The organism is Streptomyces sp. NPDC032745 (assembly GCF_055579465.1).
Genome location: NZ_JBVING010000002.1, coordinates 585,200 through 611,080, shown reverse-complemented (window position 1 = coordinate 611,080; position 25,881 = coordinate 585,200). Strand labels below are relative to the sequence as shown.

Annotated in this window: 24 protein-coding genes; 10 read left to right on the top strand and 14 right to left on the bottom strand. The window is 72.6% G+C overall.

Annotated elements, in window-relative coordinates; translation table 11 throughout:
• Nucleotides 1-145 precede the first annotated feature (145 nt).
• Nucleotides 146-331, top strand: coding sequence for a DUF5999 family protein (locus ACZ5WG_RS06935; RefSeq protein WP_030300124.1), 186 nt, complete (start codon nucleotides 146-148; stop codon nucleotides 329-331).
• Between the two features lie 144 nt (nucleotides 332-475).
• Here ACZ5WG_RS06935 and ACZ5WG_RS06930 read toward each other — a convergent pair whose 3' ends face one another.
• A complete protein-coding gene (locus ACZ5WG_RS06930; RefSeq protein ID WP_468721210.1) occupies nucleotides 476-2,578 on the bottom strand; it encodes an ATP-binding protein in 2,103 nt (700 codons plus the stop codon).
• An 84-nt stretch (nucleotides 2,579-2,662) separates the two neighbouring features.
• Nucleotides 2,663-3,619 carry a fibronectin type III domain-containing protein gene (locus ACZ5WG_RS06925; RefSeq protein ID WP_468721208.1) on the bottom strand — a complete coding sequence of 319 codons (957 nt, stop codon included), beginning with the start codon at nucleotides 3,617-3,619 and terminating at the stop codon, nucleotides 2,663-2,665.
• 320 nt (nucleotides 3,620-3,939) lie between these two features.
• Between ACZ5WG_RS06925 and ACZ5WG_RS06920 the strand changes: the two genes are divergently transcribed.
• The gene (locus ACZ5WG_RS06920; protein ID WP_053790200.1) at nucleotides 3,940-4,134 is read left to right on the top strand and encodes a hypothetical protein; all 195 of its coding nucleotides are present in this window, start codon (nucleotides 3,940-3,942) and stop codon (nucleotides 4,132-4,134) included.
• Between the two features lie 151 nt (nucleotides 4,135-4,285).
• On the top strand, nucleotides 4,286-5,854 hold the full coding sequence (locus ACZ5WG_RS06915; RefSeq protein ID WP_468721206.1) for a hypothetical protein: 1,569 nt from the start codon (nucleotides 4,286-4,288) through the stop codon (nucleotides 5,852-5,854).
• A gap of 41 nt (nucleotides 5,855-5,895) precedes the next feature.
• Here the strand turns inward: ACZ5WG_RS06915 and ACZ5WG_RS06910 are convergent, their stop codons facing one another.
• The 3 genes from ACZ5WG_RS06910 to ACZ5WG_RS06900 form a co-directional block, all read right to left on the bottom strand.
• Nucleotides 5,896-6,579, bottom strand: a complete 684-nt coding sequence (locus tag ACZ5WG_RS06910; protein ID WP_468721204.1) for a cytochrome b/b6 domain-containing protein — start codon at nucleotides 6,577-6,579, stop codon at nucleotides 5,896-5,898.
• Nucleotides 6,563-7,228 carry a molybdopterin-dependent oxidoreductase gene (locus ACZ5WG_RS06905; RefSeq protein ID WP_468721470.1) on the bottom strand — a complete coding sequence of 222 codons (666 nt, stop codon included), beginning with the start codon at nucleotides 7,226-7,228 and terminating at the stop codon, nucleotides 6,563-6,565. Before ACZ5WG_RS06905 ends, ACZ5WG_RS06910 begins: the two co-directional genes overlap by 17 nt.
• 188 nt (nucleotides 7,229-7,416) lie before the next feature.
• Nucleotides 7,417-8,085, bottom strand: coding sequence for a DUF6445 family protein (locus ACZ5WG_RS06900; protein WP_468721203.1), 669 nt, complete (start codon nucleotides 8,083-8,085; stop codon nucleotides 7,417-7,419).
• A gap of 84 nt (nucleotides 8,086-8,169) precedes the next feature.
• On the opposite strand from ACZ5WG_RS06900, the gene ACZ5WG_RS06895 reads away from it, so the two are divergent.
• On the top strand, nucleotides 8,170-8,892 hold the full coding sequence (locus ACZ5WG_RS06895) for a DUF2278 family protein (protein WP_468721202.1): 723 nt from the start codon (nucleotides 8,170-8,172) through the stop codon (nucleotides 8,890-8,892).
• Between the two features lie 15 nt (nucleotides 8,893-8,907).
• Here ACZ5WG_RS06895 and ACZ5WG_RS06890 read toward each other — a convergent pair whose 3' ends face one another.
• Both ACZ5WG_RS06890 and ACZ5WG_RS06885 read right to left on the bottom strand, forming a co-directional pair.
• The gene (locus ACZ5WG_RS06890; protein ID WP_468721201.1) at nucleotides 8,908-9,180 is read right to left on the bottom strand and encodes a hypothetical protein; all 273 of its coding nucleotides are present in this window, start codon (nucleotides 9,178-9,180) and stop codon (nucleotides 8,908-8,910) included.
• Between the two features lie 130 nt (nucleotides 9,181-9,310).
• A complete protein-coding gene (locus ACZ5WG_RS06885; protein WP_468721200.1) occupies nucleotides 9,311-9,709 on the bottom strand; it encodes an LPXTG cell wall anchor domain-containing protein in 399 nt (132 codons plus the stop codon).
• 177 nt (nucleotides 9,710-9,886) lie between these two features.
• Here ACZ5WG_RS06885 and ACZ5WG_RS06880 point away from each other — a divergent pair, with 177 nt between their 5' ends.
• From ACZ5WG_RS06880 to ACZ5WG_RS06870, 3 genes are read left to right on the top strand one after another with little or no spacing between them, the layout of a single operon-like run.
• Nucleotides 9,887-11,134 (top strand): sensor histidine kinase, encoded by a 1,248-nt coding sequence (locus ACZ5WG_RS06880; protein WP_468721199.1) that lies wholly within the window; start codon nucleotides 9,887-9,889, stop codon nucleotides 11,132-11,134.
• The gene (locus tag ACZ5WG_RS06875) at nucleotides 11,122-11,775 is read left to right on the top strand and encodes a response regulator (protein WP_468721197.1); all 654 of its coding nucleotides are present in this window, start codon (nucleotides 11,122-11,124) and stop codon (nucleotides 11,773-11,775) included. Before ACZ5WG_RS06880 ends, ACZ5WG_RS06875 begins: the two co-directional genes overlap by 13 nt.
• Nucleotides 11,772-12,590 (top strand): DUF4097 family beta strand repeat-containing protein, encoded by an 819-nt coding sequence (locus ACZ5WG_RS06870; protein WP_468721196.1) that lies wholly within the window; start codon nucleotides 11,772-11,774, stop codon nucleotides 12,588-12,590. Before ACZ5WG_RS06875 ends, ACZ5WG_RS06870 begins: the two co-directional genes overlap by 4 nt.
• Before the next feature lie 147 nt (nucleotides 12,591-12,737).
• Here ACZ5WG_RS06870 and ACZ5WG_RS06865 read toward each other — a convergent pair whose 3' ends face one another.
• The gene (locus ACZ5WG_RS06865; RefSeq protein ID WP_468721194.1) at nucleotides 12,738-13,568 is read right to left on the bottom strand and encodes a hypothetical protein; all 831 of its coding nucleotides are present in this window, start codon (nucleotides 13,566-13,568) and stop codon (nucleotides 12,738-12,740) included.
• The gene (locus ACZ5WG_RS06860; RefSeq protein WP_468721192.1) at nucleotides 13,568-14,845 is read right to left on the bottom strand and encodes a VWA domain-containing protein; all 1,278 of its coding nucleotides are present in this window, start codon (nucleotides 14,843-14,845) and stop codon (nucleotides 13,568-13,570) included. The genes ACZ5WG_RS06865 and ACZ5WG_RS06860 overlap by 1 nt, the downstream gene beginning before the upstream one ends.
• Nucleotides 14,846-14,996: 151 nt before the next feature.
• Between ACZ5WG_RS06860 and ACZ5WG_RS06855 the strand changes: the two genes are divergently transcribed.
• Nucleotides 14,997-15,275: a hypothetical protein gene (locus ACZ5WG_RS06855; RefSeq protein WP_468721191.1), complete on the top strand. Its 279-nt coding sequence runs from the start codon at nucleotides 14,997-14,999 to the stop codon at nucleotides 15,273-15,275.
• Between the two features lie 84 nt (nucleotides 15,276-15,359).
• On the opposite strand, the gene ACZ5WG_RS06850 is transcribed toward ACZ5WG_RS06855, so the two are convergent.
• On the bottom strand, nucleotides 15,360-18,839 hold the full coding sequence (locus ACZ5WG_RS06850; protein WP_468721190.1) for a M28 family peptidase: 3,480 nt from the start codon (nucleotides 18,837-18,839) through the stop codon (nucleotides 15,360-15,362).
• A gap of 177 nt (nucleotides 18,840-19,016) precedes the next feature.
• Between ACZ5WG_RS06850 and ACZ5WG_RS06845 the strand changes: the two genes are divergently transcribed.
• Nucleotides 19,017-19,976: a LysR family transcriptional regulator gene (locus tag ACZ5WG_RS06845; RefSeq protein WP_468721188.1), complete on the top strand. Its 960-nt coding sequence runs from the start codon at nucleotides 19,017-19,019 to the stop codon at nucleotides 19,974-19,976.
• A gap of 40 nt (nucleotides 19,977-20,016) precedes the next feature.
• On the opposite strand, the gene ACZ5WG_RS06840 is transcribed toward ACZ5WG_RS06845, so the two are convergent.
• The 4 genes from ACZ5WG_RS06840 to ACZ5WG_RS06825 all read right to left on the bottom strand — a co-directional run bounded on the left by ACZ5WG_RS06840 (nucleotide 20,017) and on the right by ACZ5WG_RS06825 (nucleotide 25,238).
• Nucleotides 20,017-20,646, bottom strand: a complete 630-nt coding sequence (locus ACZ5WG_RS06840; protein ID WP_468721187.1) for a TetR/AcrR family transcriptional regulator — start codon at nucleotides 20,644-20,646, stop codon at nucleotides 20,017-20,019.
• Between the two features lie 105 nt (nucleotides 20,647-20,751).
• Nucleotides 20,752-22,755 carry a galactose-binding domain-containing protein gene (locus tag ACZ5WG_RS06835; RefSeq protein WP_468721468.1) on the bottom strand — a complete coding sequence of 668 codons (2,004 nt, stop codon included), beginning with the start codon at nucleotides 22,753-22,755 and terminating at the stop codon, nucleotides 20,752-20,754.
• Nucleotides 22,756-23,071: 316 nt separating this feature from the next.
• Complete coding sequence (locus tag ACZ5WG_RS06830) at nucleotides 23,072-24,265, bottom strand: amino acid aminotransferase (protein ID WP_468721185.1); 1,194 nt, start codon at nucleotides 24,263-24,265, stop codon at nucleotides 23,072-23,074.
• Nucleotides 24,258-25,238 (bottom strand): DMT family transporter, encoded by a 981-nt coding sequence (locus ACZ5WG_RS06825; protein WP_468721184.1) that lies wholly within the window; start codon nucleotides 25,236-25,238, stop codon nucleotides 24,258-24,260. Before ACZ5WG_RS06825 ends, ACZ5WG_RS06830 begins: the two co-directional genes overlap by 8 nt.
• Nucleotides 25,239-25,365: 127 nt before the next feature.
• Between ACZ5WG_RS06825 and ACZ5WG_RS06820 the strand changes: the two genes are divergently transcribed.
• Nucleotides 25,366-25,824: an Lrp/AsnC family transcriptional regulator gene (locus tag ACZ5WG_RS06820; protein WP_323139609.1), complete on the top strand. Its 459-nt coding sequence runs from the start codon at nucleotides 25,366-25,368 to the stop codon at nucleotides 25,822-25,824.
• Nucleotides 25,825-25,881: the final 57 nt, after the last annotated feature.

The following is a 25,881-nucleotide window of genomic DNA, read 5'->3' as shown; positions in this document are numbered from 1 at the left end:
TAATCGGGCATACACACCCTGAACTGGACCCAGGAAATGGGTTCCGTCCGGGGGCGGCGATCAGTAATACTCACCGCCACCGTGGATCGCGGATTCGACCGGGTGACCACCGGCCCTCCCGCCCCACTTTGCGAGGAGGTGCGCCATGTGCTCCCACCAGCCCCCCTGCCCGTCCGCCGACAGCGCCGATCACGACGCCGCCCGCACCGTGGCCTTCCACCCCGAACAGGGCTGGAGTCTGCTCTGCAACGGCCTGGTGATCTTCGACGATACCGGTGAGCTGCTCCCCGACGGCCGCGCGGTGGAACCCCGCCGCCCGGCCCTGGTCTGAGCGAGGAGGCCGCATGCGCCAGCAGCTGATCCGCAAGCCCGTCCCCAAGCCCGCACCCCGAGACCTGGACCTGCGCACACCGTCGGGCAGACCCCTCCCGTACTGACGGGAGCCCCGGCGTTACGCGGCCCCACCGGCTGGAGTTCAGCCGGTGGGCGCTGTCATCCCACCCAGGAACGCGGCCTCGTAGGCCTCGTCACCGATCGCCGCGCGGGCCTGCCGCTCACCCCGGTCCCGCAGGGCCGTCAGCGAGGGTGAGCCCATCTGCGGCCGGCCGACCGTGCGCCACCAGGCGTGCCCGGTGCCCAGCAGCCGCGCCGCGAGCTCCCCGTCGCCCAGGGCCGCCACCGCCGCCGCGAGCACGTCCAGGCCGAGCGCTATTCCGAACCGGTCGCCGAGCAGCCGCTTGCCCGAGAGCATCGCCCGTACGTGGCGTGCCGCCTCCCCGTGGTGGCCGAGCCCGAGCGCCGAGACCGCCAGCACGTAGTCCGCGTACGCCCGCAGCCAGCGCTCGCCCAGCTCCGCACACGCCTCGCGCAGCCGCCGCGCCTCCTCGGCGGCCTCCTCGAAGCGTTCGAGGTCGCACAGGGCGTAGCTGGTCGCCAGCCGGCACAGGAGCCAGCCCGGCCCGCTGGTCCGGCCGCCGTGGCCGGCCCGCGCCCGGGGCCCTGCCAACTCCAGCGCCCGTACGGGATCCCCGGGCATCAGCACCGACACCGCGTGCAGATAGGCCGCGCGCAGCTCCGGCTCGGGATCCGCCAGCCGGGCCGCCGCACGGGTGCACTCCGCACCCTGCTCCCGGGCCGCGTCCATGTCCCCCTGGAGGAGAGCGGTCAGCCCGAGGGCCCATACGGCCTGGGCGTACGCGGCCCCCGTGCCCGGGGCCGTTTTCAGCGCCCGTTCCAGAAAGCCCCGGCCCTCGTGGACGTGCCCGCACGAGAACCAGAAGAACCACAGCGCACCGGCCATCTCGAGCGCGGCCGCCGGGTCGGCGCCCAGGAGGTGCTCCAGCGCCGTCCGCAGCTGCGCGTGCTCGGCGGTCATCCTGCGGTACCAGTCGACCTGGTCCGGGCTCATCCAGCCCCGGTCGGCGGCTTGGGAGAGCGCCGCGTACCAGTGCGCGTGCCGGTCGGCGACCGTCTGCACCTCGCCGAGCTCCGTCAGCCAGTCGTGGCCGTACTCGCGGATCGTGTCCAGCATCCGGTAGCGGGCGCCCGCGCCGCGCTCCTGGCTGCGCCGCACGACGGACTTCGCGACCAGCCCCGCCAGCACCCGCTCCACCCGGGAGGCGGGCAGCGGGCCGCCCGAGCACACCGCCCGGGCCGCGGCGACGTCGAAGTCCCCGGTGAAGACGGACAGCCGGGCCCACAGCAGCCGTTCCACCGGCTCGCACAGCTCGTGGCTCCAGCCGATCGCGGTCCGCATCGTCCGGTGCCGGGGCTGGAGCACGGGCCGTGTGTCGGACAGCACGGCGAAGCGGGCGCCGAGGCGCTGCGCCATCTGCTCCAGCGTCCACAGCCGCAGCCGGGCGCCGGCGAGTTCCAGGGCCAGCGGGATCCCGTCGAGGCGCCGGCAGACCTCGGCCGCGAGCTCGGCCCGTCCGGGGTCCTCGAAGGCTGCCGCGGCCTGCGGGGTCGCGGCCACGGCGCGGGCACGGAACAGGGCGAGGGCGTCGCTCTCGGGCCCCTCGCAGGGCAGCGGGCAGACCTCGACGACCTTCTCGCAGGTGCTGCCGAGCGGCTCCCGGGAGGTGACCAGCACCGTCAGCCCGGGTGCGGACTGGAGCAGTTCGCCCACGAGATGGCGGCACTCGGCCACCATGTGCTCGCAGGTGTCGAGGATGAGGAGCAGCTCCTTGTCGGCCACCCACGCGCACAGCTCCTCGTCGAGCGGGCGGGCGGAGTGGTCGGCCAGGCCGACGGCGTGGGCGACGGTCATGGTGAGCAGGCCGGGGTCGCGCAGCGGTGAGAGCTCGACCCACCAGACCCCGTCGGGCCGGGCCTGTTCGGGGTCGGTGGCGGCCTGCAGGGCGAGCCGGGACTTGCCGACGCCGCCCACCCCGGTGAGGGTGGTCAGCCTGCGGGAGCGCAACAGGCAGTGCAGTGCGGCGAGTTCGCCCTCCCGGCCGATGAAGCCCCCCGGGTCGGGCGGCAGGTTCCCCGGCAGGGCGCCGCGAGCCGGCTCGGGATCGCCGTCGGCCTCCGCGGAATCCGGCTCTTTTCTGTTGAACGCGTACTCACCGAACACGGATGTATTGTGCGCGATCTTCTTGTCCGGTAGTGCCGTTCGGTCCGTATTGCTGTCACGTTGCCGGCGCATCCGCCGTCCGCCTCATGCCACGAGTACGATGCGCCGTTCCGCGGAGAACGCCCCCCAGTTGCCGTCGGGCAGCCGGGCGCGCAGTTTGAGCGTCCACTGCGTGCCGGCGGGCTCGGTCACCGTGAGCCGGTGCTCCACCCGGGCGGCCCCGGACGGGGGAACCGCGCCGGCGCCGAACTGGATGACGGTCACGGGCCGTCCGTTGACGTGGAGTTCGTACTCGGCGGTCGGGCGGCCGGTGTCCGGGGCGGTCCAGGTCAGCGTGACGGCGCCGGGGGAGGCGGTCGCGGTGAACTCGGTGGGCGCGGTGCCCGGACCCTGGCCGGCGGACGGCGGGGTGGTCACGTCCACCGCCGGGCCGTCGGGGGAGGAGTTGTCCGCGCCGTCGCGGGCTCGGACGGTGAAGGTGTAGACGGTGTCCGGCTGGAGTCCGGTCAGGGTGGTGGCGGTCTCGGCGGGGCCTGCGGTGTGGATCCGGACGCCTCCCTGGTAGACGTCGTACGCGGTCACGCCGGTGTCGTCGGTCGCGGCAGCCCAGGACAGGGTGGCGGCCCGGGGCCCGTCGGCCCGGCCCGTGGTGCGAGCGGGGGCGGTGGGAGCCCGGCGGTCCTCGGCCGTGGCCGCCGGGGTGGTGGCTTCGGCCGACGCGCTCGGGGCGGAGGCGTTGCCGGCGGCGTCCCGGGCCCGGACGGTGAAGGCGTAGGCGGTCTGCGGGGTGAGACCGGTGATGTCCACCATCGTCTTGTCGGACGGGAGTTCGCGCACCAGCCGGCCTGCCTGGAACACCTGGTAGTTGGTCACCCCGTCGGCCGGAGCCGCCGCCTGCCACATGACATGTACGGAGGTGGCGCTGCCGGCCTGCGCGGTGATCCCGGCAGGGGCCGCCGGGGGTGCGGTGTCGGCCGCGGTGCAGGCGGCGAGCCCGGTGGCGGCCAGGCAGAGGGCGAGCAGGTGGGCGGTGCGTCGCACGGGGGGCCTTCCTCGGCATCCGCTTCCTCGTAAAGGTCTAGACATATATGGCACGGGCGCGGGCGGCGGGGCAATACCCGCGCGCGCCCGGGCCGCGCTCGGCGGTGTCGCGCCGGCGCCCGACACCTCGCGTTCCAGCGGCCCAGGCTCTCGGCGGACCCCCGCCCGCGGCTGCGCGGCCTCGTCGCAGAACCCCTCCGGGAAGAGATCGTCAAGCACCGATCGCCCGTCACGGACGGTCAACACCCGTACGGCGGACACGGGTTTCGCCCGAAGGCACCCCCTCCTGCGCCACGATGGCGCGGCCTAAGGAGGTATCGATGGTGATTTCGCTCTCCGTGGTCGTGCTGCTCCTCGTCCTCGCGTGGATCTTCATGCGCAGCGGCGGCCTCAAGTTCTCCCACGCCCTCGTCTGCGCGCTGCTCGGCTTCTACCTCGCGAGCAGCAGCATGGCGGCAACCATCCACGACGGCCTGTCGGCCACGGCCCAGGTGGTCTCCGGCCTGCGCCCGTAGGCCGGCGGCCGGTCCGCCTTGATCGACTGTTGCGCCTTCGTGAATCATCCGGCTCTTCCATGGACTCCTCGTGCAGTGCGATCTAGCGTCTGGCGGCGGCGCGATGTCATACGCACTGTCAATAAAACTGAAGAGAACGGAGGAAGTCCGGATGTTCCGAAGAGCGCTGAACTGCGCCGTGGTCCCCGCCCTCATCGTGTTCACCGCGATGTACGGGATCTCCCCGGCGCAGGCCGAGGAGATACCCCAGGCCCCCGGCCAACGCCTGGTCAGCCACTACGACGGCGCCCCCGCGACCGCCGCCCCGCTGGCCGGCGAAGCCCCGCCCCAGCACCCCTTCCTCGCGCCCAACGGCCGCAGCGGCATGCACTCCGACGCCGGGGGCAGCGCTACCTCCCCCTGGTCCGGGCCGCTCGGCAGGAACCCGCGGGTGACCAGCGAGAAGATCGCGGCCCTCGGCGGCGAATGCGCCACCGCGACCTTCGACGCGGGTGGCAGGCTGGTCACGGTGTGCGGCACCTTCTCCGGCTTCAAGGTCAAGCTCCTCGATCCCCGTACGCTGGCCACACTCGCGGAACACCAGCTCCCGCAGCGTTCCTCGACGGTCGAGGCGATCACCTCCCTCGACTTCTCGAAGATCTTCAAGGACACCTCGGGCGGCGCCTACTTCTACCTCGACAACGAGGACCGGGCCGTCCTGGCCGACTCCCGCCAGCACATCCTGCGCCTCTCGCACACTCAACAGCAGGACGGCAGCTGGACGTTCGCCGTCGAGGACGACTGGGACCTCACCGGCCAGGTCCCGCACGACTGCGTCACCTGGACCAACCTGCGGCCCAGCGGCACCTGCGACCCCGTCACCTCCGTGATGCCCGACTGGAACGGCCGCATCTGGTGGGTCACACGGCAGGGCCGCGTGGGCACCGTGGATCCGCAGACCTCGCAGATCCGCTCGATCCGGCTCCCGGGGGAGGAGATCCAGAACTCCTTCTCGGTCGCCGAGGACGGCGTGTCGATCGTCTCCGACCACGCGCTCTACGGCTTCCGGGCCGCCGCCGACGGCACTCCCGAAGTGCAGTGGCGCCAGACGTACGACCGCGGCACGGGGACCAAACCAGGCTCCGTGAACCAGGGTTCGGGCACCACGCCGGACCTCTTCGGCAACGGCTACGTAGCCATCACCGACAACGCCGACGACCGCATGAACGTCCTGGTCTACCGGCGGGGCGCGGACGTCCCGGCCGACCGGCGGCTGGTCTGCAAGGTCCCGGTGTTCGGCAGCGGCGCCTCGACCACCGACAACTCCCTGATCACCTGGGGCAACAGCATCGTCGTCGAGAACAACTACGGCTACGAGAACCTCACCAGCCTGCTGCTCGGCAAGTCGGTCGTCGGCGGTGTCAGCCGGATCGACGTCCGCGCAGACGGCAGCGGCTGCGACACGGTGTGGCAGAGCGGCATCCGCGCGCCCTCCGTCGTCCCGAAGCTGTCCACAGCGAACGGGCTGCTCTACTTCTACGAGAAGGAGCCCAACGCCTGGGGGATCGACGCCTGGTACCTGACGGCGGTGGACTTCCGCACCGGCGAGCGCCGCTGGCGGCAGCTGACCGGGACCGGGCCCCTGTACGACAACAACTGGGCGCCGATCACCCTCGGCCCCGACGGCACCGCGTACGTAGGCGTCTTCAACGGCATCGTCGCGGTCCGCGACGGCGGCTGACACCGGAGGAATCCCGCGGGGCCGTCGGCCGGCCCCGCGGGTTACTTCTCGACCTGCTCGACCTGCTGGGCCTGCTCGACCTGCTGGGCCTGCTGGGCCTGCTCGGGTTGCCACAGCGGGTGTTCGCGCTCGGCCCAGGCACGGCCGACGGACCCCGTACGCAGCCCGCGCCGGGCCTCGGGATCGGCCAGGGCCTTGCCGATGTGCCCGGCGAGCACGAGGCCGACGGCGAGGGCCAGCCAGTCGTGGACGAACGTGGCTGCCGTGCGCCGGACGACCGGGACGAGGCCGGTCCACCACATGAGCACGCCGGTGCCCGCCATCACCAGCACCGCCCCGGCCAGCCAGCCCGCGTACACCTTCTGCCCGGCGTTGAACTTCCCGGCGGGCCGGACAGCCTTCCGGTCACGCCGCAGGGCGGCCCGCAGCCAGACCCGGTCGTGCCGCCCGAACCGGCCCAGGCGCCGCAGATCGGCGCGGAAGGCCCGCGAGGACAGCCCCAGCAGGAACGGCACGACGAGCAGCAGCCCGGACCAGACGTGGACGGTCACGACGAGATGGCGGCGGCCGACGAGTTCGGCGAGCGGCGGCAGGTACAGGCAGGCCGCCGAGGCGACGCACAGGCCCATCAGCGCGGCGGTGGCCCGGTGGATCCACCGCTCGGCGCGGGTGAACCGGCGGACCCGCCCGGGGCGCTGTCGCGCGGGCTCAGACGGTGGGGGCATCGTCGCGTCCGTTCGACCGGCCGACCCAGGCGTCGACGTCGTAGCCGAGGCGCTCCCAGTACCCGGGTTCGACGTCACGGATGAGGGTGATGCCGGAGAGCCACTTCGCCGACTTGTAGAAGTACATGGGGGCGACGTACAGGCGGACCGGACCGCCGTGGGAATGCGCCAGCGGCTTGTCCTGCATGCGCAGCGCCACCATGACGTCGTCCCGGCGGGCCTGGGGGAGGGTGAGGCTCTCGGTGTACGTGCCGTCGAAGCAGCTGAAGCGGATCGCCCGGGCCTCGGGACGCACCCCGGCGGCGTCGAGCAGCCGCGCCAGCGGCACCCCCTCGAAGGGGGTGCCGGGAACCCGCCAGCCGGTGACGCACTGGACGTCCCGTACGACCCGGGTCTGCGGGAGCTGCTGCAGCGCGTCGAGGGTGTACGCCATGGGGCGGTCGACCAGGCCGTCGACGGTGAGCCGGTAGTTCTCGGGACCGCGTCGGGGGACGGAGGCGGCCACCGAGTAGTAGCGGAACCCGCCGCCGTTCGGCAGCAGGCCGGTGAGGCCGGAGGGGTCCTTGTCGGCGGCCGCCCCGAGGAAGGTCTCGAAACCGCCCTGGAGGTACGGGGCGCCGACCAGTCCGGCCGCGCCGAGCCCGACCATGCCGAGGACCAGGCGGCGGCCGATCGGCGCGCCCTGGCCGTCGGGGTCGGGGCCGGGGCCGGGTGGGGGTGGTGCGGGTACGGGTGCGGGTGCTGGGCTCACGGGCCGATTCGACCACCGCCGGCGCCGCCGCACCAGGCCCGGCGGCAGTCCGTCAGACTTCCGTCACACCTTCCCCGCCGCGCGGTCTATGCCTTCCAGAAGAAGACGGCCGTCATCCGCTTCTCCTCCAGGGTCTGGCCGAAGTACCCGGTGGCGCTGTGGATCAGGTTCGCGGAGTAGAGCAGCAGCCGGTTGGCGCGGTGGGGGACCCGTACGTCCTCGGTGAACGAGTCGGGGGACACGAAGCGGGTGCCCAGCGCGTCGACCAGGTTGTTGTGCGGTGCGATCACCTGGTTGCCGCCCAGGGCGCCGCCGGGCAGGCTCTGGCGGTAGAAGCTCGTCCCGCAGTCCTTCGGGACCTTCGGGTTGAGGTAGAGCACGGCGGCGTAGCGGCACAGGCTCCGCGAGTCGGTGTGCGGGCGGGGCTCGGATTCGCCCTCGCCGACGACCTGGACGCAGTTGTGGTTGAACGTGCCACCGCCCGCGGGCCGTTCGGCCCAGATCTTCGGGGCGCCGGTCGACTTGCGCACCAGCCGTTCCACCAGGGCCAGTTCTTCGGGCTCGAGACCCGGCATGGCGCGCAGCCCCGGCCAGCTCTCGGGCTTGTGCGGATAGCCCTCGGTCCAGTCGTCCTTGGCCAGGCAGCGCTCCCTTACGGCGTCCGGATCCGGCAGTACGTCGTCCAGTACCCAGTAGTCGCGCCCGCGGGTCGGCTTGCGGTACGGGAGGACCGGGAGGGGAGGAGGTAGGGGCATGGGAGGGACCGTAGCCACCGGGCCCGGTGCGGCTCGCTCCGGAGGTGGTCAACGTTCCGTCAAGTGTTCTCCATGGGAGCCGAGATGACGCGGACACGCCCGGGGGCGCCCGTCGCCGAGCGGGCCGGGTGGTTCACTGGCGGCATGCCGCTCGAAAACTACGGAGTGCTGTCCGGAACCCTGCACCGCCACTTCCGCGACCGGCCCGACGACCAGGGCCGCTGGTTCCACGTCCACCTGGAGGTCGACACGCCCGCGGGCCGCTACGCGTGCGCCGTCGACGTGGACAGCAAGCAGTCCACGACCGGCGTGCAGTGGAAGGTCCTCACCCTGCACGCCTCGGTGCTCGACCCGGTCGCCTCGCCCGCACCCGGTTACCACGACCTCGCCCGGACGTCCGGATCGGGCGCGCTCGACTACCTGCGGCACCCGGCGCTCGCGGACCGCCCCGGCTGTCTCCTCGGCGGACACCCACCGCAGTGGTACCAGCGCATCCTGGACCGGCTGCACCCTCCCCGGCCCTGGATCTCCGGCTCCTACCTGGAGGCTTCCGAGGCGCTGGAGCCGATCCTCGTGCCCGGCCGGCCGGTCCTGATCTTCGGCGAGCCCTTCGGCGAGGGACTCGGCATGCACGACATCCACCAGAACCAGGGTGACCCGTACGGCAGCCAGTGGTGGCCGGACAACGGCATCTGGCAGGACGGGGCGACGCTGACCCGGCGCCCGGACGGCCTCTTCGACGTGTTCATCTCCAGGTTCTCCACCCAGAGGGAACCCACCGACGCCGACGGCCATCCGGTCTCCTGAGCGACGGGACAGCCTTTAGCGGGCCGCGCGGCAGGCGCCGCTCGCGTCGTTCGCGGAGAATCCGGCCTCCTGGAGGCTCGCGGCGCAGCTGGTCTGGTTGCCGATCTGGCCCTCGTAGCACGCCTGCCCCACGGCGTCCGTGATCTGCTTGCCGTGCTGCACGAGGTACTGCTCGCAGTCCTGGATGCTGGCGGGGGCGGCGGTGGCGGCCGGGGCGGCGAAGAACGCGCCGCCGGCGGCGAGGACGAAGCCGGCGAGGAGGCTGGGGATACGGGCCGACGGACGCATGCGGATGCACCTGCTCTCGAGGTCGGGCACGTGGTCCGCCGGCGCGCCGGACCACGGGCGGGGGCGGCGTGGAGCTGGCACTCCGGGGGGCGACCGGCTCGACGCATCGGTCACCCCCGCCCTTCCGACGCTAGAGCACCGGGCGGCGGGTCGCCACCGCCGTACAGACCGCGGCGAGCGGCAGCTCCGCGCACACCGCCAGGGCCAGGGCCGTCGCCCGGGCGCCGCCCCCGGCCGCGGTCGTCACGTCGAACCAGACGTCCACCACCAGCAGCGCTGCCGTCGCCGCGGCCAGCGGCGCCGCCCGCGGATCGCTGCGCCCCAGCAGCAGACCCGTACCGGTCAGGCCCGCGGCCAGCAGGGCGTCCAGCCCGATCCAGGCGGTGGCCCAGTGCGAGACCTCCGCGGTCTGCGGCAGCGTCCTGGCCAGCACCACCATCCACGGCAGCAGCGCCACCCCGGCACCGGTGAGCAGCGTGGCCGGGCGGGGCATGCGGCGGGGCTGGAAGCGCGGGGCGACGAGAGTCATGGCGGTGGAGCTCCTTCCGGTCCCGGCGGTCCGTCCCCCGGTACGGCGACCACTCTGGCCGCGCGGCAGGCCGGAATCAGTAGCGGCACTGTCCGAACCGGGGGTGGCACTGGCTACACCCCCGGGCGGGCACCAGCGTGGTGGAGCAGCCCTGATCAGTGCGATTACCGTACGGGCATGGGACTTTCCGGGGCGCTGCGGCGGACCACACGCTGGATCGCCGACCATGCGCCCTGGTCCGCGTGGGCCTGGCGGAGCACCGCCTTCACCGCCGCCGCGATCCCGATGGCCCTCCCCGCCGCAGCCGCGTTCACGTACACGGCCGCGGCGCCGGGCCGCGCGGCGGCCGGGCTGCTCGTGATGCTGCTGCTCGGCCCGCTGCTCACCCTGCTCCAGCGCAGCCGGTTCCGGGAGCTGCTGGAGCGGGAGATACCGGCCGTCGCGTACGAGCACCGGCCGCTGAGCCCCCGCGGGCTGCTCGAACGGCTGCGCTCCGAGTCGACCTGGCGGCAGTACGGGTACCACCTGCTGGTCAGCCCGCTCGCCGGGACCGGCGGGGCCCTGATCGTCCTCGCCTGGGCGTGCGGGGTCGCCGGGGCAAGTGCCTACGCCTGGTCGTGGCTGCTGCCCGTCGAGGACCGCGACCTGGGCTGGACCCGGGGCTACGACGTCGTCACCGTGCTCGGCGCCCTGCTGCTGCTGGTCACCCCCTGGCTGGCCGCCGCCCTGGCCCGGCTCGACGCCTTCGCCGCGGCCGCCCTCCTCGGACCCAACCGGGCCAAGGAGCTGGAGCGCCGCGTCGAGGACCTCGCCGAGAGCCGGGCCGGTGTCCTCGACGCTGCCGACCTCGAACGCCGCCGGATCGAAAGGGACTTGCACGACGGCGCCCAGCAGCGTCTGGTCGCCCTCGCCATGAACCTCGGCATCGCCCGCGCCACGCTCACCGACCTGCCGCCCGAGGCGAAGGCCGTGATCGACGAGGCCCACCGCGAGGCCAAAGAGGCCATCGAGGAGCTCAACAGCCTGGTACGAGGCCTGCATCCGGCCGTCCTGGAGGACCGGGGGCTCGATGCGGCCCTCTCCGGGATCGCGGCCCGGGCGCCCCTGCCCGTCGAACTGACCGTGGAGCTGGCGCACCGACCCGGTCCCACCGTCGAGGCCGTCGCCTACTTCGTGGTCTCCGAAGCCCTCGCCAACGTCGCCAAGCACGCCAGGGCCTCCCGCTGTCGCGTGGAGGCCCGCCGGGACGCCGGCCTGCTGCGCATCACCGTCACCGACGACGGGGTGGGCGGCGCGGACCCGGCCCGCGGCACCGGGCTGGTCGGCCTGCGCAAACGCGTAGGGTCGGTCGACGGAACCATCTTGATCAACAGCCCCCTCGGGGGCCCGACCGTCGTGACTGTGGAGCTGCCGTGCGGGCTGTGATCGCCGAGGATTCGGTGCTGCTGCGAATAGGGCTGGTCAAGGTCCTCGAAATGGCCGGATTCGAGGTGGCCGCCGAGACGGGGGACGCCGAGGCCCTGCTCGCCGCCGTCGCCGAACACCGGCCCGACCTCGCCCTGGTCGACGTCCGCATGCCGCCCGGTTTCACCGACGAGGGCGTGCGCGCCGCCCTGATGATCCGCCGGCAGTGGCCCGGGACCTCGGTGCTGCTGCTCTCCCAGTACGTGGAGGAGCGTTACGCCGCCGACCTGCTGGCCAGCCGGACCGGGGGCATCGGGTACCTGCTCAAGCAGCGGGTCGCCGACGTCGAGGAGTTCATCGACGCCCTCAAGCGGGTCGCGGCCGGCGGCACCGCGCTCGACCCGCAGGTCGTCTCGCAGCTGCTGCTGCGGCGCGGCGGGGGCATCGACCCGCTGGAGCGGCTGACGCCGCGCGAGCGGGAGGTGCTCTCGCTGATGGCCGAGGGGCGCTCCAACGCGGGCATCGCGGCACAGCTCGTCATCAGCGAGAGCGCGGTCGCCAAGCACATCAACAACATCCTCGCCAAGCTCGACCTGCCACAGGCCGACGGGGATCACCGGCGGGTGCTGGCGGTGCTGCGCTTCCTGGACGGGACCTCGTGAGCGGGGGCGGCGGCGGGAGCGGCGACGCGGGCGGCTGGCGTCCTCGGCGGGTGGCGTGGATCGTGGCCGCGGCCCTGAGCGCCGTTTTCGTCGTCGCCCCGGCCGCCTGGCAGGTCTGGGGGTACACGTCCACCGCGAGCGGCACGCTGAGCGGCGGCAGCGGCGAACGGCCGGTGGCCGCCCTGGAGATCGATGCGGGCGGCGCCGACGTACGCGTCACCCCCCGCTCCGACCGGCAGGTGGTCTACCGGGCCGACGTGCGCTGGTCGCGCACCGCTCCGAGGATCGAGGAGAGCTGGCTCGGCGACACCCTGAAGCTGACGCCGCGCTGCCCGGCGGCCGGGGCCGTGGTGGAATCCGGCCTCGGCTGCTCGGTCGACCTGGGCGTCACCGTGCCCGCCGGCATTCCGGTGAAGGTGAGCGCGGGCTCCGGCACGGTGGACATCAGCGGGCTGGGCGGCGCCGTCGACGCGGAGGTCGGTGCCGGGCAGCTCCGGCTCACCGCACTGCGCGGACCGCTGCGGGCGAGCGTCGGCTCCGGCTCGCTCGAAGCCTCGGGGCTCACCTCGGCGCAGGCCGACCTCCGGGCCGGGGCGGGCTCGGCCGTCGCCCGCTTCGTCGCCCCGCCGGAACAGGTCACCGCCCGGGCGGGCGCGGGCCACATCCGGCTCACCGTGCCCACGGCCACCCGGTTCCGGGTCACGGCCCGGGCCGGGACGGGCCGCTGTGACGTCGCCCCAGGTATGCACGACCCCGCCGCGCCGGGCCGGCTGGACGTCTCGGCGGACTCGGGCCGCGCCGAGGCGGGCTACTGAGCGGCGAGGTGCCGTGCCGGGCGGCGTGGGGGCGTGCCCCACTTCCCCGAGACCGCTTAGCCCCGGGAGCAGCCGTCCGGCCGGACCGCGGCAGGGAGTCTGCCCCCGAGGGGCGGCCACGGCGGGATGCCGTGGCCGCCGGGGCGGTCAGGCGCGGGGCGGGACCCGGGAGGGGCGGCCCGTGCCGCGGGTGAGGGAGTACCCGAAGATGCCGGCGAGGGCGCCGAGCAGTCCGCCCGCCGCGGTCCAGACCCAGCGGTCGGACCAGCGTCCGCCGGACCAGCCGTCGGCCGGCTCGCCGACGGCCGCCGGCTGCGGCTTCGCCGAACTCCCGGAGGCCGCCTGCGCGGTCTTGCCGATGCCGGGTACGAGCGGCGCCGCCAGGGCGCCGTCCACCGCATAGGCGCCTCCCATGTCCCGGGTGACGGCCTCGACCTCGGCCCGTACCGGAAGACCGAGGTCCTCCTCCGCCACGCCGACGACCGTCAGACGGACGTAGTAGCTGCCGGGCAGCGGGTCGTTGGCCCAGGGCTCCGCACCGGGGCGGACGGTGCGCAGGGTGCAGGAGAGCTCGACCGTGGCGGCCTCCTTGGCCGCCGCGGCCTGCTGCGTGCCGTACGTGCACGCCTGGCGGCGGCGCAGCCCGTCGTAGAGGTCGAGCTGCCAGGTCGAGGCGCCGTGCCGGTTCGCCGTCGGGGGCAGTTTCACCGTGGCCTTGACCGTGGCCCGCTGCCCCGAGTCGAGCGGGACCACCCAGTAGAGGTAGTCGCCGGTGGACGCGTCGGCCGTGGCCCGCTGGCCGGGCCGGATCGCCGTGGCGGTACGGAACGCCGTGCCCGCCTCGGTCGGCCCGGACGCCTTGCCGCCGGGGCTCGGGCTCGCGCTCGCCGACGGGGTGTCCGCCGCGGCCGCGCCGGCCATGCCGAGCACACCGCCGACGGCGAGGGCGGCGGCGGTCAGTATGCGTACGGTACGCATCAGTTGGTCCTCCAGACCGAGATACGCCAGCGGGAGATCCATCCCCACAGCAGACCGGCGACGAGACCGGCGAGCACCAGCACGCCGAGCAGCCACCAGCCGCGGCCGAGGCCGAACGACGCCGCGTCGGACGCGTCGTCGGGCCCGTCGACCAGGTCGATGGTGAGCTCGACCGGCAGGCCCGGCGTGGTCTTGACCGAGGCGGGCGCCGAGAAGGAGTTGCTGATCTGCAGGCAGACGGTCTCCGTTGCCGACGTGCCGTCCTCCTCGGCGTCGGAGTCGAGCTCGGCCTTCGGATAGCGCAGACCGGCCGAGATCATGTCGGTGCGTCCGTCGCCCGCCTCCGAGCCGCGGACGATCTCCCGCCCGTGCACGGTCGTCGCACGCAGCAGGACGCCGTAGTCGTTGTTGACGGCCCGGTCGGCGGCGATGCTCACCGAAGCGCGCAGCTCCTGGCCGGGCTTGACGTCCACCCGGTACCAGCGGTGCTCGCCGAACGTCTCACGGTCGGTGTACAGGCCAGCGCCGAGCTGCGGGGCGCCCGCACACTGCTTGGCGCCCTCGGTCGCCACCGGGGTGACGACCGGGGTGGCCGCGCGGTCCACCAGCTGCTTGACGCGGCCGGAGAGCTCGGCGGTGTGCTGCACCGAGGTGTAGGTGCCGCCCGTGGCCTCGGCGATGCAGATCAGCTGGTTGCGCGTCTTGGCGTCCGGGACGAGCCCGAGCGTGTCGATGACCAGGTGGATGCCCTGGGCCGCGATGTCACGCGCCACCTCGCACGGGTCGAGCGGGGCGCAGGTGTCCTCGCCGTCCGTGATGAGCACGATCCGCCGGGTGGCGTCACCGCCCTTGAGGTCCTCGGCCGCGCCCAGCAAGGCGGGCCCGATGGGCGTCCAGCCGGTGGGGGCCAGGGTGGCCACCGCCGTCTTCGCCTCGGTCCGGTCGAGCTTGCCGACCGGGTAGAGCTGCTTGGTGTCCTTGCAGCCGAGCTGCCGGTCGTCACCGGGATAGGTGGCCCCGAGGGTCCGTATCCCGAGCCGTACCTCGTCCGGCGTGGCGTCCAGCACCTCGTTGAAGGCCTGCTTCGCCGCGGCCATCCGGGACTTGCCGTCGATGTCGGTCGCCCGCATCGAGCCGCTGACGTCGAGGACCAGCTCGACCTTGGGAGACTCCTTCGCCACCGGTTCGCCGGCGACGGCATTCGCCGGGAAGAGCCCGACCGCCAGAGTGGCCAACAGGCCGCAGGCCCCGGCCGCCACCCATTTTCTTGTGATCATCGCCGGATCGTATTGAGGATCCACCCCCAAACCAAACCGCTCCGGGGAACCCTGCCCGCCCCGGCGCCACGGTGGCCGACCTGCTGTCGGCGGCGGCCGCGGTTACGCTGGAAGGGGGGACGGTTCGCAGTGCCCCGACGGAGGCGACCTCATGAGACGACGTCATCATTTCCACATCGATCATGCGGGGCACTCCGTCAGCGCCACCGTCGAGACCGGCCACCACGTCGAGGTGGAGATCCTGGTCGACGGCAAGGAGACCGGCCACGGCACCACACACCACGACCGGCCCGTCACCGTACAGGTGGAACTGCCGACCGAGCCGCCGACTCCGGTGTCCGTCCGCGCGACACCCGGCCCGGGCCTCCCGCGCTGCGTCCTCGAGGCCCCGGACGCCGCTCCCCAGGTCATGTCCCCGCGCCACTACTGACGCCTGCCGGCGACGCGGCGAAGCGGCACGCCCCCCGGCCGTGGAGCCGGGGCACGTGCCGCTCCGGAGGGGATCAGGCGGGCGTCAGCTCGCCTGGAGGGTGACGTCGTCCACGACGAAGGAGGTCTGGAGGGACTGGTCCTCCACGCCCTGGAACTTCAGGGTGACGGTCTGGCCGGCGAACCGGGACACGTCGTAGCTCTTGAGCACGTAGCCCGGGGCCGCGTCCAGGTTGGACAGGGTCTCCAGGGTCTGGCCGCCCACCGAGACGGTGAACCGGTCGTAGACCACGCTCTCGTCCTCGTCGGTGTCGATGTGGAGGTAGAAGGCGAGCCGCGCCGTGGCGCAGCCGGCGGGCAGGGTCAGCGACTGCGAGGCGCTGTCCGTGTGGGAGCTCCCGTAGCCGGTCAGCCACGCCATGTACGAGCCGCTGTGCGAGACCTGGCCGGACTGGTTGGTGATGACCCCGGCCGTGGCGGTCCACGGGCTGCTGCCGCTCTCGAAGCCGCCGTTGACGACGACCTGGCGCGGGGTGCACGTGCCCTGGCCGCCTCCGACGGTCAGCGTGTAGGTGGTGCTGTGGCCGACCGTGCCGGTTCCGGTGACGGTCAGGGTGTAGGTGCCCTGCGCGGTGCCCGCGCCGACCTGGACGGTGAGCGTCGAGGAGCTGCCGGACTGCACGGACGTCGGGCTGAGCGTCGCGGTCACGCCGGACGGGGCGCCGGATACCGACAGGGCGACCGTCTGGGGGCTGCCGCTCACGGTGGTGGTGTTCACCGTGGAGGTGACGCCGGCGCCCGGGTCGGCGGAGCCGGCGGCCGGGGAGGTGCTGATCGAGAAGTCCTGCGCCGGGGTGTCGCCGCCGACGGCCTGCTTCCAGATCGTGTAGGCGACCCCGTCGGCGCTGCGGTCCAGGACCGTCGCGTTGATGTTGCCGGTGGTGTCGCAGGAGCTGTGGTAGCAGGAGTCGTACGCCGCGTTCGCGGTGCCGCCCCACTTCGTGGCCTGCGCCGAGGTTTTGCGGGCGCTGGCTCCGGCCGCGTAGCCGGAGGTGGGGATGCCGCCCTGCTGGAAGGAGTAGTCGTCACTGCGGCCCTGGCCCTCGGTGTTCTCCTCGGGGGCGAGGTTCAGCGAGGCCCAGTACGCCTTCAGCGGTGCGGCGGTGGCGGAGTTGAGGTTGTTGATGAAGTAGCCGCCGTTGGGCGAGCCGACCATGTCGAAGTTGTAGTAGCCCTTGATGGCGGCCTTCTCGGCGCTGCTGAGCCGGCCCACGTAGAACTCCGAGCCGTTCAGGCCCTGCTCCTCGTCGGTCCACCAGGCGAACCGCACGTGCTTGGTCAGGGTGGGGTTCTTCTGCGCGAGGACGAGCGCGTTCTCCAGCAGGGTCGCGGAGCCCGAGCCGTTGTCGTTGATGCCCGGGCCCGCCGAGACGCTGTCGAGGTGGGCGCCGAACATGATGGTCTGGTCGGCCGGTCCGCCGGGCCAGTCCGCGATCAGGTTGTTGGACGGGTAGGTGCAGGAGGTGCAGTTCTGCTCGGTGACGGTGAAGCCGGCCGCCTGCAGCTTGCCCTTGATGTAGGCCACGGACTGGGTGTAACCGGCACTTCCGGCCCGGCGGTTGCCGCCGTTCTGCGAGGCGATGGTGTTCAGCTGGGCCAGGTGCGCCTGGACGTTGGCCACGTTGATGTTGGGCGGGTCGTTCTGGGGCGGCGTGCCGCCGACGTTCAGGGTGTAGTCGACGGTGTGCGCGAGGCTCGGGCCCTGGCCCTTGACCGTGACGGTGGAGGACCCCGGCGCCGCGTTGGAGGTGGCGGAGAGGGTCAGCGTCGAGGACTGGCCGGACTGCACGGTGGCCGGGTTGAAGGAGGCGGTCACCCCGGACGGCAGGCCGGTGGCCGTGAGGGTCACCTGCTGCGCCTGGCCGGTGGTGGTGTTCGTGGCCACGGTGGTGGTGACCGAGGCGCCCTGCTGGACGGTGCCCGACGCCGGGTTCAGCGCCATCGAGAAGTCGTCGTTCTGGCCGCTCGGGGTGCAGGTCGGGTCGCCGGACTGGGCGGGCACGCTGATCGCGTCCCAGGCGGCCTTGGTCCTGGTGAACAGGTTGCAGGTCGTCGGGTCGAGCGACTTGGCGGAGCTGAGGGTCGCCGTCCGGTACTTCTTGTAGGACATGCTGCTGGTCTTGAGGAGCATGCCGCCGTAGAAGATCTTGCCGGCGTTCTGCACGCCCACGCCGGTGACCGTGGACTGGTTGCAGGTGGGGCTGTTCGGCTTGCCGCCGCCCGGGCTGCTGCCCTCGGCCAGCAGGTAGAACCAGTGGTTCAGCGGACCCGCGGCCTTGTGCACCTCGGTGCCGGGTATCGCGGAGCTGTAGCAGGCCGGATCGTTGTTGACGGCCGGCGGGTTGTACATGTTCCGGATCGGGCCGTTGCCCTGGAGGTTGATCATCTCGCCGACGGTGTAGTCCGGAGTGTCGTACGGGGCCGGCTCGTTGGCGTACGCCTCGGTCAGCGCGCCGAAGATGTCGCCGGTGGCCTCGCCGAGTCCGGACTCCTGGCCGCTGGTGCCGCCGGGGGTGTTGGAGTCGATGGCGTGCCCGTACTCGTGGCCCACCACGTCGATCCCGGCGATCCACTCGTTGGCGCTGTTGTGCCCGATGGTGACCGAGCTGCCGTCCCAGTACGCGTTGAGGTCGCCCAGACCCACCTTGCCGGGGAAGCTGCGGCCGTTGCCGCTGACGCCGTTGCGGCCCAGCCACTGGCTCAGCATGTCCCACTGCTTCTGGGCGGCGAACATGAGGTCCGTGCAGCCGGTTTCCTTGGACGTCGCGTTGCCCGTGCCCCAGGAGTCGGAGGACTTCGTGAACACGCTGCCGGTGCTGTAGTCCGCGCAGCTCAGCCCGGGCCGGTTCGGGTCGCTCAGCGAGAACGAGCCGCCCGAGGCGGTGGTGGAGATGGTGAGCGGGTTCGGGCCGTTCCACTTGCTGGTGCCGCTGCCGGCCACGACCTCGTCGTGGCGGTCGACGACCTTGCCGGTGCGGGCATCGACGAAGACGTGCAGTTTGCTGGGCGCCGTCCTGGTGTTGCCGGAGAGGACGGTCTCCCAGGCCAGGACCGGTTTGTCGTCCTTGAGCCTGACGACGAGGCGGCTGCCCTGCACCTGGTCGACCTTCGCCAGCTCCCCGCGCGAGGTGGCCTCGGCCGCCTTCGCGGTCACGGAGGGGGTGGTCGCCACGTCGATCACGGTGGAGGAGGCCGACTGGAGGGCGCGGACGTGCCCTTCGCCGTCGGCGAGGACGACCGCGTCGCCGCCGACGACCGGCAGGCCGCGGTAGCTGCGCTCGTAGGAGACGGAGTACAGGTCCTGCACCCAGGGGGTGACCAGGCGCCGGTCGTACTGCTGCTGGGGCGAGTTGACCAGGGTGTCGAGACCGCTGCGGACCGCCGCGTCGGCGGCGGCGACCGCGCGCTCGGCGGACTTGGCCTGCGGGGAGGGTGCGGACTGGGCCTGTGGTGAGGCGGACGCGGCGGTGGCCAGCGTGCCGGCGAGGCCCGCGGTCAGCGCCATGGCCGCCACGGAAGCCATCCATCTGGTGGGCTGCAAGAGTCCACTCCGATCGTGTGTGGGGGGTGCGGCTGGCTGTTCGCGCCGAGTATGGGCGTGGACATGGCGAGATTGGGACATCTCTGCGTGCATAAGACCCGCGTTATGGTGCCGTGGGGTCACGCTGCGTAAGCTGCCTGAATGCAGCTGGAGTTGAGGCATCTGCAAGCCGTGTGCCAGATAGCGGAGTCCGGCAGTCTGGGCGGCGCGGCCCGCCGGCTGGGGGTCTCCCAGCCCGCGCTCTCCGCGCAGCTGCGCAGGATCGAACGGGTCACGGGCGGCGAGCTCTTCGTCCGCGGCAGGCACGGGGTGGAGCCCACTCCGCTGGGCCAGTTCGTCCTGGCCAAGGCGCGCCGCGTGCTCACCGAGATGGAGACCCTCGGCGCCGAGACCCGCGCCATGGCGCCCGACGCCCCGCTGCGGCTCGGCTGCATCCTGCTGGTCCTGATCGACGGCCTGCTCACGCGGACGGACCTGACCCTGTCCGGGCGGGACATCACCGTGGACGTGGAGCACTCGGTGACCGCGCTCGTACGGATGCTCGGTGCGGGCCGGTACGACGTCATCGTCTACGGCGAGGTGAACGACCACGAGGTCGCACTGCCCCAGGGAGTCCTGGCCCGGACCCTGGTGCCCAAGGAGCCGTTCTGCATCCGGATGTCCACCCGGCACCCCCTGGCGGGGCGGGAGGCCCTGGACCTCGCCGAACTGGCCGACGAGCAGTGGATGACCCTGGTGGAGGACGACGACGGCGGCCCCGAAGCCCTGGTCGAGGCCTGCGCGAAGGCCGGCTTCGTCCCCTCCCTGCGCTACCGGATCACCGACCGCAAGATGCGCCACGACCTGGTGGCGGCGGGCCGTGCCATCTCACTCACCCAGCCCACGGCCCCCGCGGTGGAGGGCACGGTGATGCGCCCGCTGCTCGGCACCCCGATCACGGGCCGCATCCGCCTCGCCTGGAACCGCTCGTCGGTCTCCGCGGGCCAGGCGGACACCCTGTACCGCGCGGCGGCCGGCGCGTACCTGGCCAACGTGGACAACAACGCCTTCCACCGCACCTGGTGGAACGCCCACCCGGAATCCCACCCGGTCCTCGGGTGAGGGCCGGCCCCCTTGCCGGTGCCGTGCCGGGGCCGGCCCCTCAGACGGGGAGGCCGGCGGAGTGCGGCAGGGGCCGCTCGGCGCGGACCAGGCCCGCGACGTGGTCGGTGACCATGTCGAGGATCTCCGCCGCCGCGGCGGCGTCGCCGAGCACGAGGAAGTTCAGGGTCAGCCCGTCCGTCATCGCCGCCAGATAGCGGGCCAGTACGGGGACGGGGACGCGGAGTTCGAACTCCATGCCGAGCCGGACCTGCTCGATGAGCTCGCCGTACGTCGCGCAGTACAGCTCGTACTGCCGCCGGGCCAGATGCTCGAACCCCGGCTCGCGCAGGGCGTACTGCGTGAGCTCGTACGTGAGCATGTGCTCGGCGGGATGGGCGCAGACGTGGTCCCAGTACGCCTGGAAGCCGGCCCGGACGGTCTCGCGGAGGGTGGTGCGGGGCCGGATCGCCTCCTTGACCACCGTCAGGTAGTGCTCGGTGATCGTCTCGATGACGGATTCGAGCAGCGCCTGCTTGGAGTCGAAGCAGTAGTGGAAGACGCTCAGCGACACGCCCGCCTCGGCGGCGATGGACCGGGTCGTCGTCCTGGGGACGCCGTCGCGGGTCATCGCGCGGATCGCGGCCTCGGTCAGCTGCCGGCGCCGCTGCGCCAACGGCATCCGTGCCATGCGGATTCGGTTCCCTTCGTTCGCGTACCGCGGCGGACGGCCGGGGCCGGCCGGATCGAACGATCCGATCCGACCGGCCCCGGCCCCGGCGCCGCCTCGGCGCCGTCAGCTGCTGTAGACGCCGGCCTCGTGCAGGGAGTACCCCCACTGCGTGCCGCGCCCCACCCCGTGGACGCGTACGTAGCGGGCGGGGACGCCGGCGAACTGCGCCGTGTCCAGGCCGCCGTCACCGGAGGTCGTGGACCACACCGTCTGCCAGTTCACGTCGTCCGTGGAGACCTCGATCCGGTACGACTTCCCGTACGCGCGCTCCCAGTCGAGGGTGACGCGCTTGACGAGGCCGGGGGACCCGAGGTCGATCCGGAGCCACTGGTCGTCGTTCCAGTCGCTCGCCCAGCGGGTGCTCGTGTTGCCGTCCACGGCCCGGCCGGGGGCATAGCTGACGAACGGGTTCCACTCGGCGGAGCTGGCCGAGGCGGGCGCGCCCGCGGCGAGGTTCACCCCGGCCTTGTGCTGCTCGGACGCCCCCCAGGTGCGCAGGTACGACTCGGCGCCCTTGAAGAGGTCGTCCACGACCCCCTGGCCGCCGACGAGCCGGATGTCCTCGATCCAGTCGGGGACCAGGCCGTAGTGCGCGGCTCCGTCGGTGTTGAGGTCCCAGGTGCGCTGCCCGGTGGTCTGCTTGTCGATGACCGAGCCGCCGTCGGTGCTGCGGAACGGGTACTTGACCGGGTTCGGGGTGTCTGCGCCGCGTGGGCCCGGCCAGCCGCCGACCCCGTTCATGTCGGTGCCGTACCCGTAGCCGACGTGGTACTTGTCGCGCAGCGCATCCGTGCGCGCGGCCTCCGCGCTGAACCCCTCGGCGCCGTTCATGTACTGGGCGGCGAACCCGCCGAGTTTGTAGAGGCGCTCGGTCCAGCCCAGGTCCATCCAGCTGTGCGAGGAGATCACGCCGGGGTAGGACTCGGACTCGAGGATGTCGAAGGCCCGGCCCGCGGCCTTGACGCTCATGTGGTCGACTTCGAGCATCATCTTGCGTTTCATCATGCCGCGCACGGCGTACTCGCCGAGGTCGGTGAGACCGCGGGTGTTGCACTGCGCGCCGGCCGCGTACGAGGGGACGGACACGCCCGCCGGCAGCTCCTTCTGTGCCGAGGGGGCAGCCGCCAGACCGATCGGGTTGTCGTGCTGCGGGCCGGTGCACTGCTCGGTCTTCCAGAAGGTGCCGGTGGACAGGAACTGGCCCACGTTGATCGCCGTGCCCAGGGCGCCCTCGTCGAAGCGGACCCCGCAGAGGGCGTTGTCGAACTTGTGGCAGAGGAACATGCTGCGGACGCCGATCCGGTACAGCTCGTCGAGGCCGCGGTCGATGTCCGCCTTGCTGCACTGGGAGACGTCCAGGATCTGCTTGCAGCCGAACGGCTCGGAGGTCTCCACGCCCAGGACCACGGCCAGCTTGCCCTGCTGGATGACGTCGCGGGCCTGCGCCGAGTCCGTGACGATCCGGAACCAGCCCTTGCCCGGGCCGCCGTACATCTTGTCGATGTAGGCCTGCATGTCGTACGTCTTCTGCGCCTCGAGGCGGATGGCGGTCATCTCATCGCAGCTGCGGTCCTTGAAGAAGTAGACCGAGCAGATCACTCCGTTGGTGACGAGGTCGTTGACGAGTACGCGCTGGCCGCCGCGCCAGGCCCGCTCGATCCAGGCGTAGTAGTTCTGCTGGTGTGTCAGCGAGTCGTGGGCGGGCCAGTCCTTGAACGTCGGCCAGCCGTTGGGATCGTGCTTGCCGTCCCCGCCCTTGGTGATGAAGTCGAAGATCGCGAGCGTGCCGTCGGGGTAGTGCTCCGGGCAGTCCTTGAGCGCGTCGGCGACCCCGAGGTCGGAGAACGCCTTGCCGCAGATGAGCCGGCCGCCGAAGCCCTCGTTGGACATGATGTGGTCGTGGGCGTCGACGAAGCCCCGTACCTGTCCCTGGGCGTCGGTGCCCTTGAAGGGCTCGCCCGTCACGTTGATCTGGGAGTCGGGCGCGGGCCGCGCGGTGGGGTTCCACCAGCCGGGCTCGCCCTCCGCGGCGGCGCCGGGTGCGGGGCCGAGGGCCATGGCAACCATGGCGAAGAGCAGGGCGAGCAGCGCGAGGGGCCTGCGCCTGGTGCGGGGGGCTCGGGTCATGGTCATCACTCACGTCATCGGGAGGTGGATGGCGCGGTCGAGGACGCAGACCGTCGGAGAGAGCCGGTGAATTGTCATGTCCCGCGCAGGCAGTGCGATGAGAATCGCGACTGGTGCGAGCAGAGTCAAGAGTCCGGGACAGATGACCTGATGGAATGTCAGGTGTGGTGCGAGGTGCACGGGGGAGGCCCGGGGCCGGGCTCGGAGTGCCGCCGCCGGCCGGGATGACGGCCGCAGCGGCACCCGTCCGCGGGCGCTACTCGGCGCCCTCGCCGAGCACCGCCGCGATGCCCTGTGCGAGGCAGGTGATGCGGTGCGCCGGGATTCCGGCGATGTTGATCCGCCCTGCGGTCGTCCCGTAGATCGCGAACCCGCTGCGCAGCCGCAGCATCTGACGTGGCGTCAGGGGGAGCATGGAGAACATCCCCTTCTGCCGCGCCAGTACATCGGCCTGTGCGTCCCAGCCCAGCGCGGTCAGCTCGGAGGTCAGGCCCTTCCGGTTGTCCTCGATCCGGGCCCGCATCCCGTCCAGCTCCGCGCGCCACAGGGCCCGCAGCCCGTCGTCCTCGAGGATCGCCGTCACCACCGCGGCGCCGTGCTCCGGCGGCATCGAGTAGAGGGTGCGCGCCGCGTTCTGCAGGGCCGTCTCCACGTGCCGCAGCGACTGGCGCGAGGCGCCGAGCACGACCGCGCAGCCGGTCCTGTCGCTGTAGAGCCCGAAGTTCTTCGAACAGCTGATGGCGACCAGCATCTCGGGCACCCGCTCCGCGAGCAGCCGCGTGGCCGCCAGATCGGCCTCCAGGCCGTCGCCGAGCCCGTGGTACGCGAGGTCCACGAACGGCACCCAGCCGGCCCGCTCGGCCAGCTCGGCCACCGCCTCCCAGTCCTGCGCCGAGGGGTCGACCCCGGTGGGGTTGTGGCAGCAGCCCTGGAGCAGGACCACGTCGTCGCGCCGCGCCCGCCCGAGGTCGCGCAGCATGCCGGCCGTGTCGAAGCGGCCCTCGGCGTCGAGCCAGCCGTACGTCCGCACGGTCAGCCCGGCGGCCTCGAGGATGGGCCGGTGGTTGACGTAGGCGGGGTCGCTGATCCACACCGTCGTGCCCGGCCGGGTGCGGCAGATCAGATCGGCCAGCAGCCGCAGCGCGCCGCTGCCCGCGACCGTCTGGACGGCCACGGCCCGCTCGGCAGCCCCGCCGGAGCCCAGGACCAGCGACAGCATCGCCCGGTTGAAGCCGGTGTTGCCGGAGAGCCCCCGGTACTCCTTGGACGCGGAGCGCTCCGCCAGGCGTATCTCGGCCTCGCGGACGGCTGCCATGACCGGGGTGCCGCCCGTCTGGTCGCGGTAGACGCCGAGGACGAGGTTCAGGCGCTCGGGCCGCGCGTCGGCGCCGTACGCCTCGGTCAGGTCCCACAGCGGGTCGACGGGCGGCGGAAGGAGGAGCTCAAGCATGGACGGGAACCTCGGGCTGGGTGCGGGTGCGGGTACGGGGGCGCCGGTTGGCGAGGGCGACGCCCGCGGTGATGAGGGGGACGCCGACGAGCACGGCCACGGTCGGTGACTCGTCGAGCAGGGGAATGGCGAGCAGGACCACGGCGACCGGGCTGAGGCTGCCCACGGTGGAGCTGCGCTCCGCGCCGAGGCTGCGGATGGCGAAGGCGTACAGCAGGCCGGCGCACAGGCCGACGCCCAGCCCCTGCACCACGAGGAACAGGGCGATGTCGCTCCCCGCGGCCGAGGCCAGGCCGGTGGGCAGCACCCCGGTCAGGACCAGCAGGGCCATCACCGCGAACGAGGGCAGGCACAGCAGACCGATCGATCCGACGGGATCGAGGTCCACCTCCTTCAGTCCGACGGTGTACAGGGCCCACAGCCCGCTGGCGACGAGCAGGATGCCGGCGCCCGCCAGCACCTGTGTGTTCAGCGGGACCACGTAGCGCCAGACCAGGGCGACCACGCCGACCGCGATCAGCCCGAGCCCGGCCGCCTGGGTGCCCCGGGGCGCGCCGCGGCCGCCGGCGACCATGAGCGCGGAGACGAAGAGCGGGACCATCCCGGGGACGATCGAGCCGACGAACGCCGCCGAGGTCAGGGAGCCGCCGTACATCGCGGCCAGGAAGAACGGCACCCCCGCACCGCAGGCGATCTTGAGCGCGGCGGCCGGGCGCACGGTGGCGATCCGCCGGCGCCGACGCCACAGTGCGGGCGCCAGGACGAGGAGCGGGACGCCGAAGCGCAGCAGGGCCGCGTCGGCGGGCAGCAGGGAGGAGGTGCTCAGGGCCCGGGCGCTGAGCGCGAAGGCGGCCCAGATCAGCACGGTCACGACCAGGGCCAGGGTGCCCTGCGCCTGCGGGGAGAGCCCGAAACGGCCTGTGGCGCGGGCCCGTGGGGGCGCCGTCGCGGGCCCGGCGTTCGTGGTGACCAAGGTGGCTCCTCCAGCCTCAGGGGCCGGATCCGGCCATGGAGCAACGCTAGATCTTTTGCCGGGGCAGCCGATTGCCAGTTCTGCCTCTCGGACATACGTTTGAGGCAGAATCTGCCAAGGAGTGGTGATGGACGCAGTCGATCTGCAGATCATCCGTGAGTTGCAGGCCGACGGACGGCTGTCCAACCAGGACCTCGCCGACCGGGTCCGGCTGTCCCCGTCGCCCTGCCTGCGCCGGGTGCGGCGCCTGGAGGAGGCCGGCCTGATCCGCGGCTACACGGCCATGGTCGACCAGGTCGCCTTCGGCCTGCCGATCACCGTCTTCGTCCGGATACGGCTGGACCGGCACACGAAGGAAGCGGTCAGGGTCTTCGAGGAGCACGTCGCGGTCATCGAGCACATCCAGGACTGCTACCTAATGGCCGGAAGCAGCGACTACCTGCTCCGGGTGGTCATCGAGAGCCTGGAGGCGTACGAGGCCCTGGTGCGCCACCGGATCCACGCAATCCCCGGCATCGCGTCGATCGAGTCGAGTTTCGCATTCGGCAGCGTGAAACAGTCACGGGTGTACCCGAGCCCCGCGTGACATCGTGACATGCGGACGCCGGAGAGGCTGTGGGCCTCTCCGGCGAATGCGGTGCGG

Bases quoted from the DNA above. Each gene is read 5' to 3' on its own strand.
- ACZ5WG_RS06935 (WP_030300124.1), top strand. From the start codon at position 146: ATGTGCTCCCACCAGCCCCCCTGCCCGTCCGCCGACAGCGCCGATCAC.
- ACZ5WG_RS06920 (WP_053790200.1), top strand. From the start codon at position 3,940: ATGGTGATTTCGCTCTCCGTGGTCGTGCTGCTCCTCGTCCTCGCGTGG.
- ACZ5WG_RS06915 (WP_468721206.1), top strand. From the start codon at position 4,286: ATGTTCCGAAGAGCGCTGAACTGCGCCGTGGTCCCCGCCCTCATCGTG.
- ACZ5WG_RS06910 (WP_468721204.1), bottom strand. From the start codon at position 6,579: ATGCCCCCACCGTCTGAGCCCGCGCGACAGCGCCCCGGGCGGGTCCGC.
- ACZ5WG_RS06905 (WP_468721470.1), bottom strand. From the start codon at position 7,228: ATGGTCGGGCTCGGCGCGGCCGGACTGGTCGGCGCCCCGTACCTCCAG.
- ACZ5WG_RS06900 (WP_468721203.1), bottom strand. From the start codon at position 8,085: ATGCCCCTACCTCCTCCCCTCCCGGTCCTCCCGTACCGCAAGCCGACC.
- ACZ5WG_RS06895 (WP_468721202.1), top strand. From the start codon at position 8,170: ATGACGCGGACACGCCCGGGGGCGCCCGTCGCCGAGCGGGCCGGGTGG.
- ACZ5WG_RS06890 (WP_468721201.1), bottom strand. From the start codon at position 9,180: ATGCGTCCGTCGGCCCGTATCCCCAGCCTCCTCGCCGGCTTCGTCCTC.
- ACZ5WG_RS06885 (WP_468721200.1), bottom strand. From the start codon at position 9,709: ATGACTCTCGTCGCCCCGCGCTTCCAGCCCCGCCGCATGCCCCGCCCG.
- ACZ5WG_RS06880 (WP_468721199.1), top strand. From the start codon at position 9,887: ATGGGACTTTCCGGGGCGCTGCGGCGGACCACACGCTGGATCGCCGAC.
- ACZ5WG_RS06865 (WP_468721194.1), bottom strand. From the start codon at position 13,568: ATGCGTACCGTACGCATACTGACCGCCGCCGCCCTCGCCGTCGGCGGT.
- ACZ5WG_RS06860 (WP_468721192.1), bottom strand. From the start codon at position 14,845: ATGATCACAAGAAAATGGGTGGCGGCCGGGGCCTGCGGCCTGTTGGCC.
- ACZ5WG_RS06855 (WP_468721191.1), top strand. From the start codon at position 14,997: ATGAGACGACGTCATCATTTCCACATCGATCATGCGGGGCACTCCGTC.
- ACZ5WG_RS06850 (WP_468721190.1), bottom strand. From the start codon at position 18,839: ATGGCGCTGACCGCGGGCCTCGCCGGCACGCTGGCCACCGCCGCGTCC.
- ACZ5WG_RS06845 (WP_468721188.1), top strand. From the start codon at position 19,017: ATGCAGCTGGAGTTGAGGCATCTGCAAGCCGTGTGCCAGATAGCGGAG.
- ACZ5WG_RS06840 (WP_468721187.1), bottom strand. From the start codon at position 20,646: ATGGCACGGATGCCGTTGGCGCAGCGGCGCCGGCAGCTGACCGAGGCC.
- ACZ5WG_RS06835 (WP_468721468.1), bottom strand. From the start codon at position 22,755: ATGGTTGCCATGGCCCTCGGCCCCGCACCCGGCGCCGCCGCGGAGGGC.
- ACZ5WG_RS06830 (WP_468721185.1), bottom strand. From the start codon at position 24,265: ATGCTTGAGCTCCTCCTTCCGCCGCCCGTCGACCCGCTGTGGGACCTG.
- ACZ5WG_RS06820 (WP_323139609.1), top strand. From the start codon at position 25,366: ATGGACGCAGTCGATCTGCAGATCATCCGTGAGTTGCAGGCCGACGGA.